General features: G+C 70.5%; 18 protein-coding genes. 4 read left to right on the top strand and 14 right to left on the bottom strand.

Annotation, left to right across the window (positions count from 1 at the left end; translation table 11 throughout):
- Nucleotide 1: 1 nt before the first annotated feature.
- The 6 genes from WU80_RS05295 to carD form a co-directional block, all read right to left on the bottom strand.
- The gene (locus tag WU80_RS05295; RefSeq protein ID WP_055399771.1) at nucleotides 2-967 is read right to left on the bottom strand and encodes a glycerophosphodiester phosphodiesterase; all 966 of its coding nucleotides are present in this window, start codon (nucleotides 965-967) and stop codon (nucleotides 2-4) included.
- Nucleotides 968-1,900, bottom strand: coding sequence for a 23S rRNA (guanosine(2251)-2'-O)-methyltransferase RlmB (rlmB, locus tag WU80_RS05300; RefSeq protein WP_055399773.1), 933 nt, complete (start codon nucleotides 1,898-1,900; stop codon nucleotides 968-970).
- Nucleotides 1,901-3,319, bottom strand: coding sequence for a cysteine--tRNA ligase (cysS, locus tag WU80_RS05305; protein WP_055399775.1), 1,419 nt, complete (start codon nucleotides 3,317-3,319; stop codon nucleotides 1,901-1,903).
- A gap of 129 nt (nucleotides 3,320-3,448) precedes the next feature.
- Nucleotides 3,449-3,928 (bottom strand): 2-C-methyl-D-erythritol 2,4-cyclodiphosphate synthase, encoded by a 480-nt coding sequence (gene ispF / locus WU80_RS05310; RefSeq protein ID WP_055399780.1) that lies wholly within the window; start codon nucleotides 3,926-3,928, stop codon nucleotides 3,449-3,451.
- Entirely contained in the window at nucleotides 3,925-4,596 is a 672-nt protein-coding gene (gene ispD / locus WU80_RS05315; RefSeq protein ID WP_055399782.1) for a 2-C-methyl-D-erythritol 4-phosphate cytidylyltransferase, read from the bottom strand. The genes ispF and ispD overlap by 4 nt, the downstream gene beginning before the upstream one ends.
- A 16-nt stretch (nucleotides 4,597-4,612) precedes the next feature.
- Complete coding sequence (gene carD, locus WU80_RS05320) at nucleotides 4,613-5,101, bottom strand: RNA polymerase-binding transcription factor CarD (RefSeq protein ID WP_007166539.1); 489 nt, start codon at nucleotides 5,099-5,101, stop codon at nucleotides 4,613-4,615.
- Between the two features lie 287 nt (nucleotides 5,102-5,388).
- Here carD and WU80_RS05325 point away from each other — a divergent pair, with 287 nt between their 5' ends.
- The 3 genes from WU80_RS05325 to disA all read left to right on the top strand — a co-directional run bounded on the left by WU80_RS05325 (nucleotide 5,389) and on the right by disA (nucleotide 8,499).
- Complete coding sequence (locus WU80_RS05325) at nucleotides 5,389-5,937, top strand: hypothetical protein (RefSeq protein ID WP_055399783.1); 549 nt, start codon at nucleotides 5,389-5,391, stop codon at nucleotides 5,935-5,937.
- A gap of 61 nt (nucleotides 5,938-5,998) precedes the next feature.
- Nucleotides 5,999-7,429 (top strand): DNA repair protein RadA, encoded by a 1,431-nt coding sequence (radA, locus tag WU80_RS05330; RefSeq protein WP_055399784.1) that lies wholly within the window; start codon nucleotides 5,999-6,001, stop codon nucleotides 7,427-7,429.
- A complete protein-coding gene (disA, locus tag WU80_RS05335; protein WP_055399785.1) occupies nucleotides 7,426-8,499 on the top strand; it encodes a DNA integrity scanning diadenylate cyclase DisA in 1,074 nt (357 codons plus the stop codon). Before radA ends, disA begins: the two co-directional genes overlap by 4 nt.
- Here disA and WU80_RS05340 read toward each other — a convergent pair.
- Together WU80_RS05340 and WU80_RS05345 are read right to left on the bottom strand one after the other, a co-directional pair.
- Complete coding sequence (locus tag WU80_RS05340; protein WP_156349420.1) at nucleotides 8,496-9,302, bottom strand: hypothetical protein; 807 nt, start codon at nucleotides 9,300-9,302, stop codon at nucleotides 8,496-8,498. The two genes, disA and WU80_RS05340, sit on opposite strands and share 4 nt — an antisense overlap.
- A gap of 114 nt (nucleotides 9,303-9,416) precedes the next feature.
- A complete protein-coding gene (locus WU80_RS05345; RefSeq protein WP_055399787.1) occupies nucleotides 9,417-10,034 on the bottom strand; it encodes a carbonic anhydrase in 618 nt (205 codons plus the stop codon).
- Between WU80_RS05345 and WU80_RS05350 the strand changes: the two genes are divergently transcribed.
- Nucleotides 10,033-10,944 carry an A/G-specific adenine glycosylase gene (locus WU80_RS05350; RefSeq protein WP_055399789.1) on the top strand — a complete coding sequence of 304 codons (912 nt, stop codon included), beginning with the start codon at nucleotides 10,033-10,035 and terminating at the stop codon, nucleotides 10,942-10,944. The two genes, WU80_RS05345 and WU80_RS05350, sit on opposite strands and share 2 nt — an antisense overlap.
- Nucleotides 10,945-10,954: 10 nt before the next feature.
- Here WU80_RS05350 and WU80_RS05355 read toward each other — a convergent pair whose 3' ends face one another.
- The 6 genes from WU80_RS05355 to WU80_RS05380 form a co-directional block, all read right to left on the bottom strand.
- The gene (locus WU80_RS05355) at nucleotides 10,955-12,433 is read right to left on the bottom strand and encodes an NADH-quinone oxidoreductase subunit C (RefSeq protein ID WP_055399791.1); all 1,479 of its coding nucleotides are present in this window, start codon (nucleotides 12,431-12,433) and stop codon (nucleotides 10,955-10,957) included.
- Entirely contained in the window at nucleotides 12,430-13,896 is a 1,467-nt protein-coding gene (locus WU80_RS05360; RefSeq protein WP_055399793.1) for a proton-conducting transporter membrane subunit, read from the bottom strand. The genes WU80_RS05355 and WU80_RS05360 overlap by 4 nt, the downstream gene beginning before the upstream one ends.
- A complete protein-coding gene (locus WU80_RS05365) occupies nucleotides 13,896-14,558 on the bottom strand; it encodes a hypothetical protein (protein ID WP_055399798.1) in 663 nt (220 codons plus the stop codon). Before WU80_RS05365 ends, WU80_RS05360 begins: the two co-directional genes overlap by 1 nt.
- Nucleotides 14,555-15,505, bottom strand: a complete 951-nt coding sequence (locus WU80_RS05370; protein WP_055399836.1) for a respiratory chain complex I subunit 1 family protein — start codon at nucleotides 15,503-15,505, stop codon at nucleotides 14,555-14,557. Before WU80_RS05370 ends, WU80_RS05365 begins: the two co-directional genes overlap by 4 nt.
- A gap of 5 nt (nucleotides 15,506-15,510) precedes the next feature.
- Nucleotides 15,511-17,418, bottom strand: coding sequence for a proton-conducting transporter membrane subunit (locus tag WU80_RS05375; protein WP_369808494.1), 1,908 nt, complete (start codon nucleotides 17,416-17,418; stop codon nucleotides 15,511-15,513).
- Between the two features lie 65 nt (nucleotides 17,419-17,483).
- Nucleotides 17,484-17,963, bottom strand: coding sequence for an NADH-quinone oxidoreductase subunit B family protein (locus tag WU80_RS05380; RefSeq protein WP_055399840.1), 480 nt, complete (start codon nucleotides 17,961-17,963; stop codon nucleotides 17,484-17,486).
- Between the last annotated feature and the right edge of the window lie 91 nt (nucleotides 17,964-18,054).

An 18,054-nucleotide genomic window follows, 5' to 3' on the forward strand; every position in this document is an offset into this window, starting at 1 on the left:
CCTACCGGTGGTAGGCCGGCGGCAGCGGCATCCCGAGTTCGCCCAGCACGCCGCGCAGCAGGGTCGGGAAGTCGGTGATGATGCCGTCGACGCCGTAACCGATCTGCTCGCGCATGGCGCCGGCGTCGTTGACGGTCCATGCAATGACCTTGAGCCCCAACGCGTGCGCGTGGTCGACATAGGCCGCCCCGGCGACCAGCGCATAACGGGGCGAGACGACGTTGGCGCCCACCAGCAGCGCGCCGAGCATCGGATCGCCGACGGCGCCGGCGTCGACGCCGGCCAGCCACGGTGAGCCCGGGGACCACGTCTGCTCGTTGTACAAGGCGACCAACGGAATCGACGGCTCGGCACGGTGAACCAGCGGCAGCGTCCGCCAGTCGAAGCTTTCGATCTCCACCCGGTCGAGCTTGCCCGCCGATCTGACCGCCGCCAGGATCACGTCGACGAACTGCTGGGGGTCGGCCGACGTGCCGGGCCGGTCGGCCGCCACCTTGGTCTCGATGTCGTAGCGCACGGCGGCGTGGTAGGAGTCGGCGAGCGCGAACACCTCCGGCAGGACGGCTATCTTGTTGCCCCGCACCACTTCGGCGCCGGGGAACTCGGCCAGCCTCCGCCCGCAGTCGAGCGTGCGGATCTGGGCCACGGTCAGCTCGTGGACCAGCTTGCCGACGTAGGGGTACTGCGGGTCGCCGGTGAACGCGGGTCCGGTGTCGGCGCATTTCTCGGCGTCGATCGTCGGGTCGTGCCACACCAGCGGTTGCCCATCCCTGGTGATGTTGACGTCGAGTTCGAGTGTGTCGACGCCCAATTCGAGCGCCTTCGCAAACGCGCGCAACGATTCCTCGGTGGTCTCCCCGCGCCCGCCGCGGTGGGCCTGCAGGTCGAAGCCTGCGGGTTGCGCCGAGGCGGTCGACGCACAGAGCAGGCCCAGCCCCAGCAGCGCGGCGACGAGGCGTGCTAACAATTAATGCCTGCGCTGACGGGCGATTTCGGCGAGCACCACCCCGGCGGCCACCGAGGCGTTCAGCGATTCGGCCTGCCCGGCCATCGGGATGGACACCACCTCGTCGCAGTTCTGCCGCACCAGTCGCGACAGCCCTTTGCCTTCCGACCCGACGACCACCACCAGCGGGTCGGCGCCGTCCACGTCGTCGACCATGGTGTCGCCGTCGGCGTCCAGGCCGATCACCCGGATGCCGCGGTCGGCCCAATCCTTAAGCGTCCTGGTGAGGTTGGTGGCCCGGGCCACCGGGACGCGGGCCGCGGCGCCGGCGCTGGTGCGCCAGGCCACCGCGGTCACCGACGCCGAACGCCGCTGCGGGATCAGCACGCCGTGACCGCCGAACGCCGCGACCGACCGCACGATCGCGCCCAGGTTGCGGGGATCGGAGATGTTGTCCAACGCGACCAACAGCGCGGGCGGGGCGTTGAGCGCGGCCGTCAACAGATCGTCGGGGTGGGCGTAGTTGTACGGAGGCACCTGCAGGGCGATGCCCTGATGCAGGTGGTTGCTGGTCATCCGGTCCAGGTCGGCGCGCGGCACCTCGAGGATCGAGATGCCCGAATCCGCCGCGCGGGCAACGCTTTCGGTGACCCGTTCGTCGGCGTCGATGCCCACGGCCACGTACAGGGCGGTCGCCGGGACACCGGCACGCAGGCATTCCAGCACCGGGTTGCGGCCGAGCACGGTTTCCGTCTCGTCGGTCGGCCGCTTGGCGGGCCGGCGCGACTGGGACTGGGCGCGCTTGGCGGCGGGGTGGTTGGGGCGCAGGTGCGCCGGCGGGGTGGGTCCGCGGCCCTCCAGGCCCCGGCGGCGCTGGCCGCCCGAGCCGACGGTGGGCCCCTTCTTGCTGCCCGCTTTGCGGATCGCCCCGCGGCGCCGCGAATTGCCGGCCATCTAGTCGGCGCGCTTTTCTTCGCCGGCCTGTAGCGACCACTGCGGCCCGTCGGCGGTGTCGGTGACCTCGATGCCGGCGATCTTCAACCGGTCCCGGATCTCGTCGGCGAGTGCCCAATTGCGTTGCTCGCGCGCCTTTTCCCGGTTTTCCAGCTCGGCCCGCACCAGCACCTCGACTGCGGCCAGCGCGGCCGACGTCTCGTCGCGGGTCTCCCAGCGCTCGTCGAGTGGGTCGCAGCCCAGGATGCCCATCATGGCGCGGATCGCGCGGGCATGCCGCAGCGCGCCCTCGTGATCGCCGCTGTCGAGGGCCCGGTTGCCCTCCGCGCGGGCGTGGTGCACCTCGGCCAGCGCGGCCGGGACGGCCAAGTCGTCGTCGAGCGCCTCGGCGAAGTGCGGGGTCCATTCGCCGGGCTCGACGGCGCCGACGCGAACGCGGACGCGGTGCAAAAATTCCTCAACGCCCACATAAGCTTTCACCGCGTCCTGCAGGGCGGTGTCGGAGAATTCCAGCATCGACCGGTAATGCGCGCTGCCCAGGTAGTAGCGCAGTTCCGCCGGTCGCACCCTTTCCAGCAGCGCCGGGATGGCCAGCACGTTGCCCAGCGACTTGCTCATCTTCTCGCCGCCCATGGTGACCCAGCCGTTGTGCAGCCAGTAGCGGGCGAACCCGTCGCCGGCGGCGCGGCTCTGCGCGATCTCGTTCTCGTGGTGCGGGAACACCAAATCCATTCCGCCGCAATGGATGTCGAATTCTGGTCCCAGGTAGGTGCGGGCCATCGCCGAGCACTCCAGGTGCCAGCCCGGACGGCCGCGGCCCCACGGCGAGGGCCACGACGGTTCCCCGGGCTTTTCGCCCTTCCACAGCGTGAAGTCGCGCTGGTCGCGCTTGCCGGTGGCCACGCCCTCGCCCTGATGGACGTCGTCGATCTTGTGCCCGGACAGCTGGCCGTAGTCCGGGTAGCTGCGCACGTCGAAGTAGACGTCGCCGGCGGCCGCGTAGGCGTGGCCGGTTTCGATCAGGCGGTCCATCAATTCGACCATCTGGGTGATGTGCCCGGTGGCTCGCGGTTCGGCCGATGGCGGCATGACGTCCAAAGCGTCGTAGGCGGCGCTGAAGGCGCGCTCGTAGGTGGCCGCCCACTCCCACCACGGGCGGCCGGCCGCGGCGGCCTTGGCCAGGATCTTGTCCTCGATGTCGGTGACGTTGCGGATGAACGCGACGTCGCAACCGCGCGCCATCAGCCACCGGCGCAGGATGTCGAAGGCCACGCCGCTGCGGACATGCCCGATGTGCGGCAGGCCCTGCACGGTGGCGCCACACAGGTAGATGGAGACGTGGCCCTCGCGCAGCGGGACGAAGTCACGCACGGCACCGGCCGCCGTGTCGTGTAGCCGCAGACGGGCGCGATCGGTCACGACGTGCCAGCTTACCGGGCCAATTGTGGTGACCGGCGACCGCGATCCCGGCGGCGCCCCTCGAGTGTCACGCCAGCGCGGCTGTCGGCGCCCGACGCCACGCTGGCGTGACGCTCGGGCGAGCGCGCCTCAGCCGGCGGGAACCACCAATGCGGTGGCGATGGCGGCGCGTCCCTCGCCGCGGCCGGTCAGCCCCAAACCGTCGGTCGTCGTCGCCGAAACCGACACCGGCGCGCCCAGCAACTCGGTGAGCACCCGCTGCGCCTCGTCACGGCGGGGACCGACCCTGGGCTGGTTGCCGATCAGCTGCACCGCGGCGTTTCCGAGTCGAAAGCCCGCGCGCGCCACCAGGTCGGCGACGTGGCGCAGCATGTCGGCGCCGCTGACGCCCCGCCAGCGCGGGTCGTCGACCCCGAAGACGGCGCCGAGATCGCCCAGCCCTGCGGCCGACAACAGCGCGTCGCACAGCGCGTGCGCCCCCACGTCGCCGTCGGAGTGGCCGGCGCAGCCGTCGGCCCCGTCGAACAGCAACCCCACCAGCCAGCACGGCCGCCCGGGCTCGATCGGATGCACGTCGACGCCGAGGCCGACCCGCGGCAGCTCGCTCACCCGCGCACGATCGCTTCGGCCAGCAGGAGATCGAGCCGGGTGGTGATCTTGAAGGCCAGCGGGTCGCCGTCGACCACCTGAACCTGGCCCCCGACGTGCTCGACGAGCGATGCGTCGTCGGTGAATTCGGCGGTGCCGGCGCGCTGGTAGGCCCGCAGCAGCAGCTCGCGGGCGAACCCTTGCGGGGTCTGCACGGCGCGCAGGCCGGCCCGCTCGGGCGTGCCCAGGACCACTCCGTTGGCGTCCACGGCCTTGATGGTGTCATGCAGGGGCAGCGCGGGCACGACCGCGCCGTGCCCGGCCCGCAGCGCCTCCACCACCCGCACGATCAGCGCGGGGGGCGTCAGGGCGCGGGCGGCGTCGTGGACGAGCACGAACTCGGGGTCACCGGCCAGCGCCGCCAGCGCCAGGCTCACGGATGTGGTGCGGTCGGCCCCGCCGGCGACGACGGTCGCCCGCCCGCCCAGGGCCCGCTTGGCCTCGTCGACCCGGGCCGCCGGAACGGCGACCACCACGTGGTCGACGACGGAAGAATCCAGCAAACCGGCGACGGCGCGGTCCAGCAGGGTGCGCCCGTCGACCTCGCAGAATGCCTTGGGAATGCCGGCGCCCAATCGCTCCCCCGACCCTGCGGCCGGGACCACCGCGACGACCGTGCCCGTGACCACCGGAGCGTCAGGGCCTTCAGGAAGCGGCGGCGAGAACCTCGTCGAGGATGGTTTCCGCTTTGGCGTCGTCGGTGCTCTCGGCCAGGGCCAATTCGCCGACCAGGATCTGGCGGGCCTTGGCCAGCATGCGCTTCTCACCGGCGGACAAACCGCGTTCCTGGTCGCGACGCCACAGGTCGCGCACTACCTCGGCCACCTTGTTGACGTCGCCGGAGGCCAGCTTTTCCAGGTTGGCCTTGTAGCGGCGCGACCAGTTCGTCGGCTCTTCGGTGTGCGGGGCCCGCAACACCTGGAACACCTTGTCGAGGCCTTCCTGGCCCACGACGTCGCGGACACCGACGTATTCGGCGTTGTCAGCGGGCACTCGAACGGTCAGGTCTCCCTGCGCCACCTTCAAGACGAGATATTCCTTTTGTTCCCCTTTGATGGTGCGGGTTTCAATCGCCTCGACTAACGCAGCACCGTGATGCGGGTAAACAACGGTGTCGCCGACCTTGAAGATCATCTGATTCGAGCCCCTTTCGTTACGTCAATCCTAACACGGCCGCCCAATCGCGTGCGGAGCAACGATGCAGGTCAGGGGCACAACACGCGCAGATTAGGGGTTGACAGGGCGAGCAGAACGTGCAGTGACGCACATTACCAACGTCGTCATTCGGCCCCGAGGGCGGCCCCGACGGACCCCGCCGAAGGGCTTCCGGGCTGGTCTTACGCCCCGCGCTATCGCGCGGGAAACCTTCCTACTACTGTGCATAGTTGCATCCGTCGAACCGGCCCAGCAGGAGGCATTGAGTGAACCGCTTCGAGATGAGCCTCCCCGTCCGCCCCGCGCTGACCGTGCTCGCCGGCCTGTTGCTCGCGCTCGTGCTCAGCGGCTGCGGGGCCGGCCAGGTCTCACAGATGGCCGTCCAGGAGCCCGCGATCAACGGCAACAAGGTCACGTTCAACAACGTGGCGCTGCGCGACATCCGCATGCAGGCCCAGCAGACCGGTGCCGCCATCCAGCCCGGACAGGCGGTGGAGCTGGTGCTGGTGGCCGTCAACCAGTCGCCGAGCGTGCCGGACAGGTTGGTGAGCATCACCAGCGACGTCGGCTCGGTGACCGTGAGCGGAGACGGTCGGCTGCCCGCCGGCGGCATGTTGTTGATCGGGACACCGGAAGGCCAGAAGGTGGCGCCCGGGCCGATGGGCTCCAGCAACGCGGCCAGGGCGACCGTCAACCTGGCAAAGCCGATCAGCAACGGGCTGCTGTACAACTTCACCTTCAACTTCGAGAAAGCCGGTCAGGCGACCGTGCTGGTGCCGGTTTCGGCCGGGCTGGACCAGCCGCAGCAAAGCTAGCGGGGCGTAACCGCCTGTGTCATAGCCGGGTTTTGTCGTACCGGCTCGATACCGTCATGGCGTGGCAAATCCGCGCTCCCAGTACCGCTGCTCCGAATGCCAGCACGTCACCGCCAAGTGGGTGGGCCGCTGCCTGGAGTGCGGCACCTGGGGCACCGTCGACCAGGCGCCGGTGCTGAGCGCGGTCGGCGGCCGGCGGGCGGGGCCGGCGTCGGCCACGGCTTCGCGCCCCGTCCCGATCACGTCCGTCGAGCCCAACGCCAGCCAGCACCGCTCGACGGGCGTCGGGGAGCTCGACCGGGTGCTCGGGGGCGGTGTGGTGCCCGGTTCGGTCACGCTGCTGGCGGGCGATCCGGGCGTGGGCAAGTCGACGCTGCTGCTCAAGGTGGCCCATCGCTGGGCGCTTTCGGGCCGGCGCGCGCTGTACATCGCCGGCGAGGAGTCCGCCGGGCAGATCCGGCTGCGCGCGGACCGCATCGGCTGCGGCTCCGACGAGGTGTACCTGGCCGCCGAATCCGACGTGCACACGGTGCTGGACCACATCGCGACCGTGCGGCCCGCGCTGGTGATCGTCGATTCGGTGCAAACCATGTCCACGACGGAGGCCGACGGCGTCGCCGGTGGGGTGACGCAGGTGCGCGCGGTCACCGCGGCGCTGACGGCGGCCGCCAAGGCCAGCGGCGTCGCGCTGATCCTGGTCGGCCACGTCACCAAGGACGGCGCCATCGCGGGGCCGAGGTCGCTCGAGCACCTGGTGGACGTGGTCTTGCATTTCGAGGGCGACCGCAACGGGTCGCTGCGAATGGTTCGCGGGGTCAAGAACCGGTTCGGCGCGGCCGACGAGGTCGGTTGTTTCCTGTTGCACGACAACGGAATCGAGGACGTGTCCGACCCTTCGAACCTCTTTCTGGATCAGCGGCCCGCGCCGGTCGCGGGCACCGCGATCACGGTGACCCTGGACGGCAAGCGGCCGCTGATCGGCGAGGTCCAGGCGCTGCTGGCCATGCCCGGCGGCGGGTCGCCGCGCCGCGCGGTCAGCGGCATCGACCACTCCCGGGCCGCGATGATCAGCGCCGTGCTGGAAAAGCACGGCAAGCTGACCGTCGGTGTCCACGACATCTACCTGTCCACCGTGGGCGGCATGCGGTTGACCGATCCGTCCTCGGATCTGGCCGTCGCGATGGCGCTGGCGTCGGCGTACTCCGACCTGCCGTTGCCGACGACGGCGGTGATGATCGGCGAGGTCGGGCTGGCCGGTGACCTGCGCCGGGTCAGCGGCATGGAGCGCCGGCTGGGCGAGGCTGCGCGCCAGGGCTTCACCATCGCGCTCATCCCCGACGGCGACGATCCTCGGCGCGAGATCGTGCCGAGCGGGATGCGGGCGCTGCGGGCGCCCACCATTGGGGCGGCGCTGCAACACATGAAAGCGATCGCCGGTCCCCGCAACGGCTGGACGCAAAACGTGGTGGGGCCGCACAATGACACGCTGTGACCCGTCCGACACTGCGTGAGACCATCGCCCGCCTGGCGCCTGGCACCGGGCTGCGCGACGGTTTGGAGCGCATCCTGCGCGGCCGCACCGGCGCGCTGATCGTCCTGGGCAACGACGAGAACGTCGAGGCCATCTGTGACGGCGGCTTCGCCCTCGACGTCCGCTACGCGCCGACCCGGCTGCGCGAGCTGGCGAAGATGGACGGCGCCGTGGTGCTGTCCACCGACGGCAGCCGCATCGTGCGGGCCAACGTCCAGCTGGTGCCGGACCCGTCGATCCCCACCGACGAATCGGGCACCCGCCACCGCTCGGCCGAGCGGGCGGCGATCCAGACGGGTTACCCGGTGATCTCGGTGAGCCACTCGATGAACATCGTGACCGTCTACGTCGGCGGGGACCGCCACGTGGTGGCCGATTCCGCGACCATCCTGTCCCGGGCCAACCAGGCGATCGCGACCCTGGAGCGCTACAAGACCAGGCTCGACGAGGTCAGCAGGCAACTGTCGCTCGCCGAGATCGAGGACTTCGTGACGCTGCGCGATGTGATGACGGTGGTGCAGCGGCTCGAGCTGGTCCGGCGGATCGGCCTGGTGATCGACGACGACGTCGTCGAGCTGGGAACCGACGGGCGCCAGCTGCGGTTGCAGCTCGACGAGCTGCTGGGCGGCAACGACATCGCGCGGGAACTGACCGTGCGGGACTATCACGCCAGCCCGGAGCCGCTGTCGAAGGCGCAGATGACCGCCACCCTCGACGAGCTGGACGCCCTCTCGGACACCGAGCTACTCGAATTGACCGCGCTGGCAAAGGTTTTCGGCTACCCGACGACGGCGGAGGCGCAGGATTCGGCGGTCAGCCCGCGCGGTTACCGCGCGCTGGCCAGCATCCCGAGGCTGCAGTTCGCGCACTCCGACCTACTGGTCCGGTCCTTCGGGACGCTGCAGGGCCTGCTGGCGGCCAGCGCAGGCGACCTGCAATCGGTCGAGGGCATCGGCGCGATGTGGGCCCGCCACGTGCGGGAGGGGCTCTCGCAACTCGCGGAGTCGACTATCGCCGACCCGCTGAGCTAACCCGCAGGAACCGGGGCCGGCGGCGCCTCCGGCGGGGGCGCGGCGGCCGGCTGGCCCGGCCCGGGCACCGGTCCCGGCGGCGGTGGCGGCTGGTTCAGGATGAACGGAACCGGCTGGGAACGCAGGTTGCCCAGCTGGACGACGAGGTTGTAGGTGCCCGGCCCGATCGCCGGCCGCGGCAGCGGGCAGTGCGGCGCCGACCCCATCCCCGTCCACGTCACCGCGGTCGTCACCTGCTCACCCGGGGTGAAGGTCTTGATCAGCGTCTCGTTGGACGGCGCGCAGTCCAGGTTCGACCACAGCCGCTTGTTGTCCAGCGAGTACACGTAGGCGGCCAGCACCGCGGCCCCCACGTCCCGCTTGCACGACACCAGGCCGATGTTGGTGACGACCATGGTGAACTTCGGCTGATCCCCGATGAAGTACTGCGGCGCATTGGTCAGGCCCTTGACGGCCAGCGTCGCATCGGGGCAGTCGTCGCCCTCCTTGAGCACCGGTGGCGGCTGCACCGCGGCGGTCGGGGTGGGCATCTCGGGGTTCTGCCCCTGTTGCGGCGCCACCGCGGTGGGCTGCTCGCCGGGCGCGGCCGGCGGCGGCGCCTGCGGCGCGGGCGAACCGGGCTTGCCCTGAGCGGAATTGGACTTGTCGGCACTGGCGGGCTTGGCGCCCCCGGTGTGCCCCATGAAGGCGATGACCGCGGCGACCGCGATCCCGACGACGACGACCGCGACGCCCACGGCCAGGCCACGGCGCCGCCAATAGATCTCGGTGGGTAGCGGGCCACGCGGTTCCAGATCCAGCACGTTTGCAGCGTAGGTCCAGGTCACGCCGAGTTGCCTGACCCGCCCCGGCGTGTCGCGGGGTTTGCTGGCTGACCCCGTGTTAGTGCCGGCCGCTATTCGGCCGCTATTCGCCTGCTATTCGCCAATGTCACCGACGTGATCGACCAGCGCGGCCCGCCCGTCCGCGAGGTGATAGGTCGCGCCCGCCAGCGCCAAGGTGCCCGCGGACACCCGCTCGGCGATGGTGGACGAACGCGACATGAGCTGCGCGATCGTTTCGCGCACGTGCCGTTCCTCGAACTCGTCGACGCGGCTGAGGCCGTCGCGGCGGCCCATCAGGATCGACGGCGCGACCCGCTCGACCACGTCGCGCACGAAGCCACCGGGGATCGCGCCGTCGTTGATGGCGGCGAGGGCGGCCTTGACGGCACCGCAACTGTCATGGCCCAGGACGACGATCAGCGGCACGTCGAGGACCGCCACCGCGAACTCGATGGAGCCCAGCACCGCCGAGTCGATGGCCTGCCCGGCGGTGCGCACCACGAACATGTCGCCCAGACCCTGGTCGAAAATGAGCTCCGCCGCCACCCGGCTGTCGGCGCAGCCGAACACGACCGCGGTGGGCTTTTGACCGCCGGCCAGGCTGGCCCTATGTTCCACACTCTGGCTGGGATGCTGGGGCTTCCCGGCGACGAATCGCTCGTTACCCTCTTTGAGTGCTTTCCACGCGGTTACCGGACTGGTGTTAGGCATGGCTGACATCATGCCGCATCCGCCGGTTAACGGGCGGCCAAATATTTCGGCCGATGAGTTACTCGAGTGGTACGAACGGTCCCGCCGCGACCTGCCCTGGCGCGAACCCGACGTCAGCGCCTGGCAGATCCTGGTCAGCGAGTTCATGCTGCAGCAGACGCCGGTCTCGCGGGTGTTGCCGATCTGGTCGGACTGGGTGCGACGCTGGCCCACCCCGTCGGCGACCGCGGCCGCCAGCGCCGCCGACGTGCTGCGCGCGTGGGGCAAGCTCGGTTATCCCCGACGCGCCAAGCGCCTGCACGAATGCGCGACCGTCATCGCGCGCGACCACGACGACGTGGTGCCCGACGACGTCGACACCCTGCTGACGCTGCCCGGCGTCGGCAGCTACACCGCGCGCGCTATCGCCTGTTTCGCCTACCGGCAACCGGTCCCGGTGGTCGACACCAACGTGCGCCGGGTGGTGGCGCGCGCCGTGCGGGGGCTGGCGGACGGCGGTTCGGCGTCGGCGGTGCGGGACATGGCCGAGGTCTCCGCGCTGCTGCCGAAAAATGGCACCGCCCCGACGTTTTCGGTTGCCCTGATGGAGCTCGGTGCCACGGTGTGCACGGCGCGATCCCCGCGCTGCGGGTTGTGTCCGCTCACCCGGTGCGCGTGGCGGGACACCGGCTACGCCCCGGCGCAGGGTCCGGCGCGGCGGGTGCAGACCTACGCCGGAACCGATCGGCAGGTGCGCGGACGCCTGCTGGATGTGTTGCGCGGCAGCGATTCCCCGGTCACCCGGGCGGCGCTGGACGTGGCGTGGCTGACCGATACCGCCCAGCGCGACCGCGCCCTGTACTCGCTGCTGGCCGACGGCCTGATCGCGCAGACGGCCGACGGCCGGTTCGCCCTTGCGGGCGAAGAGTAGTCGCTGGCGATCAAAGGTCGTTGCCGGCATAGGACTGGTTGAAGCTCTTGTTGGCCAGTGGAAAGTCGGGAACGATGGTGTCGGCCATCGCGACGGGCAGTGCCGGCCAGTTGAACCACGACGGGTCGACGATCTTCGCGCGAGTGATCCGATTGGCGGCGTCGATTTCGACGCGGTGGACGATGGTGCCGCGCCAACCCTCGACGATGCCGATGCCACTGCAGGGCCGAGGATGCGCCGGCACAGACAACGTGTATTCGGTTGGGCCGCGGTGTGATTCGATCAGGTGGCCGGCGAGCTCGGTGGAAGCCGCGAATTCGTCGCGGCGCGCGGTGTAGCGGGCCAGCACGTCGCCCGCGGTGGCGTCGATCTCGGTGACCGGCAGTGCGGCGGTGGGGTGTTCGAGTCGGGCGTCCGTGCGTATGCCGCTCGCGCGCGCGACATAGCCCAGGCACCCGAGCGCGTGAGCGTCTTCTCGATGCAGGACCGCGGTCCCTGCGAACCGGTCATACACCACGGTGTTGTGCAGGGTCAGTTCGGCGACCTCGGCGATGTCGGTGGCGATGCGTCGCAGCGCGTCGGCATCCGGGAGCGCCCGCAGCGCGACCCCGCCCGGCCGCACCGCGCCGCGCAGCAGCCGATGACCGGTGATCGCGTCGTTGAGCCGCAATAGTTGTTCGCGGATGCGTTGCGCGTGCGCGTGCGCGAGTCCGAATCCGACGTCGTTGGCCAGCGCGCCCAGATCGGCGGCGTGGTTGTAGAGCCGTTCCAGTTCGAGCAGCAACGCCCGCAGTCGGTGCACCTCGCCGGAAATCTCCATCCCGAGCGCGTCTTCGATGGCGAGGCAGTGGGCCAGCGCGTGCCCGACGGAGGTGTCACCGCTCACCCGCTCGGCCAAGTCGACCGCGCCGTCGGCCGGCCGACCCTCGAAAAGCTTTTCCATCCCGCGATGGACGAACCACAGCCTGGCCTTCAGGCGGATCACGGTTTCACCGGCGACGGAGAAGCGGAAGTGGCCGGGCTCGATCAACCCCGCGTGCACGGGGCCAACGGGGATCTCGTACACCCCGGGCCCCTCGACCGTGACGAACGGGAAGTGGCCGGTGCCATCAAGTTTGGGTGGGGGTGGCGCCGTGCGACGCATCGGATACCAGTCCTCGGGCCAGTGCGCATGCCGCACCAGGCGACGAGGTTTGGGATGGCCCAGGCACCGGATGCCGTACAGGTCCGCCATTTCGCGCTCGAAGCGGCTGGCCGTGAACGACAGGCCGGCCAGCGATAGCACCGTCGGATCGTCTTTCGGCACTGAGCATTCGAGCTCGACGCGGCGATCCGGCCAACCGGCAAGGAACAGATAGACGATCCGGTAGGCGGCGGAGTCGTCGTGGGCGGCCACCAGGGCCAGTCGAAATCCCTTGCCCAGCAGGTTTTCCGCCGCCTCCGCCAGCCGGTCCTGCGATAGCCGGTGGCGTTGCCATTCGGGCCTCATCGCGGTCCCCCGACGGCGCTCGCCGCAGCGGTGAACAGCTCGGTGAGCGGGCCGGCCGTCACGCCGAGCGCGAGCGATGCGGCGATGCCGACGACCAGGGCGGCCGACACCGTTCGCGGCACGGCGATTTGAGGTGCGCCGGCCGGGCCGCCCAGCAAGATGCGGCCTGCGTTGCGCGCCAGCGCGGCGAAGGCGATCGCAACCAGCAGCATGCCCGCGGCGAGCACCCAAATCAGCCGGGCATCGGCGAGTGACCGGACGATCGCCAGTTCGCTGGCGAACATCGCGAACGGCGGAAGGCCGAGGAGAACGATCACACCGACGGCGATCGACACGCCGATGAGCCGGGAGCGCCGCAACACGGCGGCGATGTCGGCGATCGCGGTCGAGTCGTGCGCCGCCTGCAGCGGACCGCTCGCCAGGAACAGGACCGTCTTGCCGATCCCGTGAGCCAGGACGTGCAGCAGCAGCGCGGTGATGGCCAGCGAGGTCCCGACCGCGGCGGCGATCGCGATCAAACCCATGTTCTCCATCGAGGAGTACGCGAGCATGCGCTTGAGATCCGGTGTCACGGTGAGCATCAGGGCCGCGACCACCAATGTCGCGAGCCCGATGACCAGCAGGCCCGAGCGCATGAAAGCGGGGCCGGTGGCGGCGCCGATGATCGGCTTGAGCCGAATCAGCACCGAGAGGGCCACGGAGAGCAGTACGCCGCTCATCAGCGCGGAAACCGGTGCCGGCGCCTGGCTGTGGGCGTCGGCAAGCCAGGTGTGGAACGGAAACAACCCGGCCTTGGCGCCGTAGCCGATGAGCAGCAGGCCGCCCGCCAGCCGGGCGATGCCGGGGTCGAGCGCGCCGGCGTGTGCGGCCAGGACGTCGAGGTTCAGCGCGGCGGAGGCCGGGGCGCCGGCATGCTCGGCGGCGTAGTAGAGCAGCACGGTGCCGAGGAAGGCGACGGCGATCCCGACCGAGCAGATCACGACATACTTCCAGGTCGCTTCGAGCGCCCTGCGGGTACGGCGGTGCCCGACCAGGAAGGCGGTGATGACCGTGGTCGCCTCGATCGCGATCCAGACGACGCCGATGTTGTTGGCGCACACCGCGACAACCATCGCCGCCAGGAAGCCGGCCGTGAGGGCCCCGTACACCCGTGCGCCGCGCGTGTCGGTGTGGCCGCGTGCGAGTTCGGCGTCGAGGTAGCCGATGCTGGCCCAAGTGGCCAGCGTGGCAACGATTCCGATGACGATCAGCATGGTGACGCTGAGCGCATCGACTCTCAATAACCCGCTCAAGGCGAGCCGGGCGCCGGTTCCGACACGGACCGCAAGCGCCACACCACAGCCGAGTACCGTCACCGCCGCGAGCACGATCAGTGTCGCGGTCGTGCGGCGCCATCCGGCGATCAGGACGGTGACCGCGGCACCTATCGGGGTGAGGATCGCGGCGAGCACTAAGGCGGTCATCAGTCGTGCAGCTCCTGTAATGCGTCCAGGTCTGCACCGCCGAAAGCCTGGGCCAACCTGCCGGTCAGGACGCCGATCACGATGACGGCGAACAACACGTCCAGCGAGGCGCCAAGTTCCACGATCAGCGGCACGCCCGCGGTGAGCAGAAACGCGGTGGCGGCAATCCCGTTGTCCAGCATGAGAAATCCCGCGGCCTGCGATACCGCGTGCCGCCGCGTGACCATGACGAGCAGCGCGATCAGCACGACCGCGGTCGCCGCGGGGACCGCGGAAGTGGTCGCGGCGGGCTGCAGACTCACCAGCGGCCCGGTGGCGGCGAATGCGGCGAGCGTCAGCGCGGCCGTGATGAGCAGTGACGTGGCGGTGTTGATCACCGGGGTGGCCTCCCGGCGCGACCGCGACCCGGCGCCGCCCGCGCGGGCCAGCAGCCGCGGCAGCACCGCAACCCGCAAGGCCAGCACGGCGACTCCTACTCCGATCAACGCACCGTCACCGTCGTACGCCCCGCGCAGCAGGGGGATGGCCGCCAACGCAACGCCCTGCCATGCCAGCAGCCGGATGATGGCGGTGAGGTCGCGCCGCCACACGATCAGCACGGCGGCCAACAGCAGCCCGCCGGCGGCGAGGTCGACCAGTACCGAAAACGTGCTGTACGTCATGTCGCCACCACAAAGAAGTTGGCCGCGACGACCGCGAGCAACGCCAACAAAAACGATCCGGCCAGCAACTCGGGCACTCGGAACAGGCGCAGCTTGGCGACGAACACCTCGACGGTGGCCAGCGACACCGCGAGCACCGCGACCTTGGCCGCCACCGCTGCGAGTCCGATCACGATGCCGGCGCCACCGGGCCGCTCCCCCGCAATACCCCACGGCGCGAACAGGTTTGCCAGCAGCGCCAGGAGCACGGTGAGCCGCATCCCGGCCGCCCACTCGACCAGGGCCAGCTTCGGGCCGGCGTATTCGAGAACCATCGCCTCGTGAACCATCGTCAGCTCGAGATGGGTGGCCGGGTTGTCCACCGGCAGTCGCCCGGTCTCGGCGACGATCACGATCACCAGCGCCGCGAACGCCAGCACCGCGGCCAGCGACACCACCTGCCCGGGGTGGGTGACCGTATGCGCCACCAGCGCACCGAGATTGGCCGAGCCCACCGGCATGGACAGGGCGAAGACCGCCAGCAGGATGGTGGGTTCGACGAGTGCGGCGATGGTGATCTCGCGGCTGGCGCCCATGCCGCCGAACGAGGTGCCGGTGTCGATGCCGGCCAGGGCCAGGGCGACGGTGCCCACGAACAGCAGGCCGACCACGGCGAACAGGTCGGCGCTGGCGTCCAGTGGCGATCCGGTTGCGACCAGCGGCGCGATCGCGGCGATCAGCAATGTCGATCCCGCGATCACCGCGGGTGCGGCCGCGAACACCACCGTCGTCCCGATCGGGGTGATCTGTTGCTTGCCAAGCTGTTTGACGATGTCGCGCCACGGCTGCAGGATTCCGGCGCCGGCGCGGCCCTCCCAACGGGCGCGCACCTGCCGGGTCAGGCCGACCACCAGCGGCGCTCCGGCCATCACGCCGGCGACCTGGACCGCGGCCGCGACGTAGGACAAGCCGTTCATCGTGCCACCACCAGCACGACGAGCACTCCGAGCGCGCCGTAGGCCAGGTACAGGTGCACGCTGCCGGTGTGGGCGCGCCGCACGATATCCGCCGCGGCGGCGACCGCCCGGATCACCGGGGTGTAGCAGCGTTCCTCGATGGCGTCGGTGATGCTGCTGCGGTAGGTGATCTTTTCGGCCAGATACCGCGATTCGGCGGTGTGCGTGACTTCGATGTCGGTGTCGGGACGCAGGACGTCGTCGAACACCCGTTGCAGCGGCTCGGCGAACGACGTTGCGGTGTACTGCATTCGCGCGGTGAGCTCCTCCGCGCCACAAGCCCACAGCGGCAAGGCGGCGGGCGCAGGACGCCGGCTTCGGCGCCAGAGCGTCAGCATCGCCGCGATCACCGTGGCCGTCACGACGCCGATGGCGATCACGCCGGGGGCGATCGACCCCGGCAGGCCGGGCAGCCGCACGACGGCCCCGAGGCTGGTGAATCCGATCGCCCGCGCGGCCGGTAGTGCGGCGACCGCCTGGCACAGCGCGGGTGCCACAACCGCGGGCGCGACCGCCAACATCAGGCAGGCCGCTGCCGCGATTGCCATGGCGACCACCATGGTGCCGGGCGCCTCCCGGGCGTCGGCGGCCCGCTTTGAACGAGGCCGCGCCAAAAACCCGATCCCGAACGCCTTGACCATTGCCGCCACGCCCAGACCCGCGGTGAGCGCGACGGCACCCACCGCCAGCGGCGTGGTCAACGCCAAGACGGCCGAATGTCCTCGGGCCGTGTGGATCAGCGACTGCACCAGCAGCCACTCGCTGACGAATCCCGCGCCGAGAGGCAGCCCGGACGCCCCGAGCGCGGCGACCGCGAACAGCGTCGTCGTCGCCGGCATCCGGCGGGCCAGGCCGCCCAGCCGGTCGAGATCGCGCAGCCCGGTTGCGGCCAACACCGATCCCGCGGCGAGGAAGCCTAGGCATTTGAATGCCGCGTGCGCGACGAGGTGCAGCATGGCGGCGGCGGCGGCGATCGTGGCCGGCCCGCTCGCGCCCGTGGCCGCGAAGAGGGTGGCGGCCCCAAGGGCCAGCGCGATCAGCCCGAGGTTCTCGGTCGTCGAATAGGCAAGCAGCCGTTTGAGATCCGTGGCCACCGAGGCCTGCACCACGCCATAGAGCGCCGACACCCCGCCGACGACCATCAGGGTCAGCCCCCACCAGCGTGGTCCCGGCCCGAGCAGCTGCAAATCGAAGCGGCAAATGCCATAGACCCCGAGGTTGATCATCGCCGCGCTCATCAGCGCCGACACCGGGCTAGGCGCCTCCGGATGGGCTCGCGGCAACCACGCGTGCAACGGCACCAAGCCGGCCTTGGAGCCGAATCCCGCCAGCGTCAACAGAAACACCGCGGTGCCCGCGCCTTGCGGTATGCGGTGCAAGTCGGTGAACCGGTCGGCGCCGCCGGCCGCCGACAACACCATCAGGCCGACCAGGATCGCTACGAAGCCCAACTGGGTCATCACCGCGTACACCAACGCGGCGGAGCGAACCTGCGGGCGGGTGTGGTGCGCCAGCACCAAAACCAGCGACGCGACCGCCATCAACTCCCACGCCAGCAGGAAGGTGGTGACCGACGCCGCCGCGGGCACCAGCAACATCGCCCCGACGAACGCGGGCAACACCGCGAGCGTGACCGGTCCCAGGCGCTCGCGCCGGGCATAGCCGATCGTGTAGAGCCCGACCACGACCGCGACCGCCCCCGTGAGCGCCATGAAGAACCCGCCCAGCGGATCGAGGCCCAACTGGACGCCCGCCAGCGGCAGCAACCAACCGATGCGCACGGCGCGCGCCGAACCGAACATCCCCGCGCCGCCCGCCCAGACCCCACAAACGCCCAGCAGCGAGGTCAGCAAGCCCGCCCAGATGGGGCTGGATCCGTTGCCGCCCAAGGTTTTTGGTTCGGACACCGCTCGGGTTGCCAGCGCCGCGGTCACTTGCCGGTCACCGAACGCAGCGCCGCGACGATCTGGCCTGGTGTCGGCGGGCACCCCGGGATCTCCACGTCCACACCCACCATCTCGCCGACCGCGCCGGCCACCCCGTAGCCGTCGCCGAAGACCCTGCGGTTGACGGCGCAGTCGCCACAGGCGATCACCCGACGCGGCCGCGGCGTGGCCTCGAGCGTGGCGCGCAACGGGCCGGCCATGTTGTGCGTGACGACGCCGGTCACCAGGAGCGCATCCGCATGTCGCGGGGAGGCCACCAGGCGGGCACCGAACCGCTCGGCGTCATAGACCGGCCCGAACGCGCCCGCGATCTCCACCTCGCACCCATTGCACGATCCCGCGTCAACGTGCCGGATCTGAAGTGAGCCACGTACCCCGGCGGGCGGCTCGGTCACCGGTTCCGGCGCGGGTGGCGCGGGTTCGGCGATCCGGCCGACGCGCAGGGCCTTGCTGATCCAGCCCACGGCGCTACCCCGCACCGCCGGCGCGCAGGCCTTCCAGCATCGCCACGCGATCGCTGAGCACCCCGGTGAGAACCTGTCTCTTATACACATC

Origin of the sequence: Mycobacterium sp. UM_11 (assembly GCF_001414075.1) — a bacterium.
In the GTDB taxonomy this organism is placed as follows: Bacteria; Actinomycetota; Actinomycetes; order Mycobacteriales; family Mycobacteriaceae; genus Mycobacterium.

Bases quoted from the DNA above. Each gene is read 5' to 3' on its own strand.
- rlmB (WP_055399773.1), bottom strand. From the start codon at position 1,900: ATGGCCGGCAATTCGCGGCGCCGCGGGGCGATCCGCAAAGCGGGCAGC.
- carD (WP_007166539.1), bottom strand. From the start codon at position 5,101: ATGATCTTCAAGGTCGGCGACACCGTTGTTTACCCGCATCACGGTGCT.
- WU80_RS05350 (WP_055399789.1), top strand. From the start codon at position 10,033: ATGGCTGACATCATGCCGCATCCGCCGGTTAACGGGCGGCCAAATATT.
- WU80_RS05345 (WP_055399787.1), bottom strand. From the start codon at position 10,034: ATGCCTAACACCAGTCCGGTAACCGCGTGGAAAGCACTCAAAGAGGGT.
- WU80_RS05355 (WP_055399791.1), bottom strand. From the start codon at position 12,433: ATGAGGCCCGAATGGCAACGCCACCGGCTATCGCAGGACCGGCTGGCG.
- WU80_RS05360 (WP_055399793.1), bottom strand. From the start codon at position 13,896: ATGACCGCCTTAGTGCTCGCCGCGATCCTCACCCCGATAGGTGCCGCG.
- WU80_RS05365 (WP_055399798.1), bottom strand. From the start codon at position 14,558: ATGACGTACAGCACGTTTTCGGTACTGGTCGACCTCGCCGCCGGCGGG.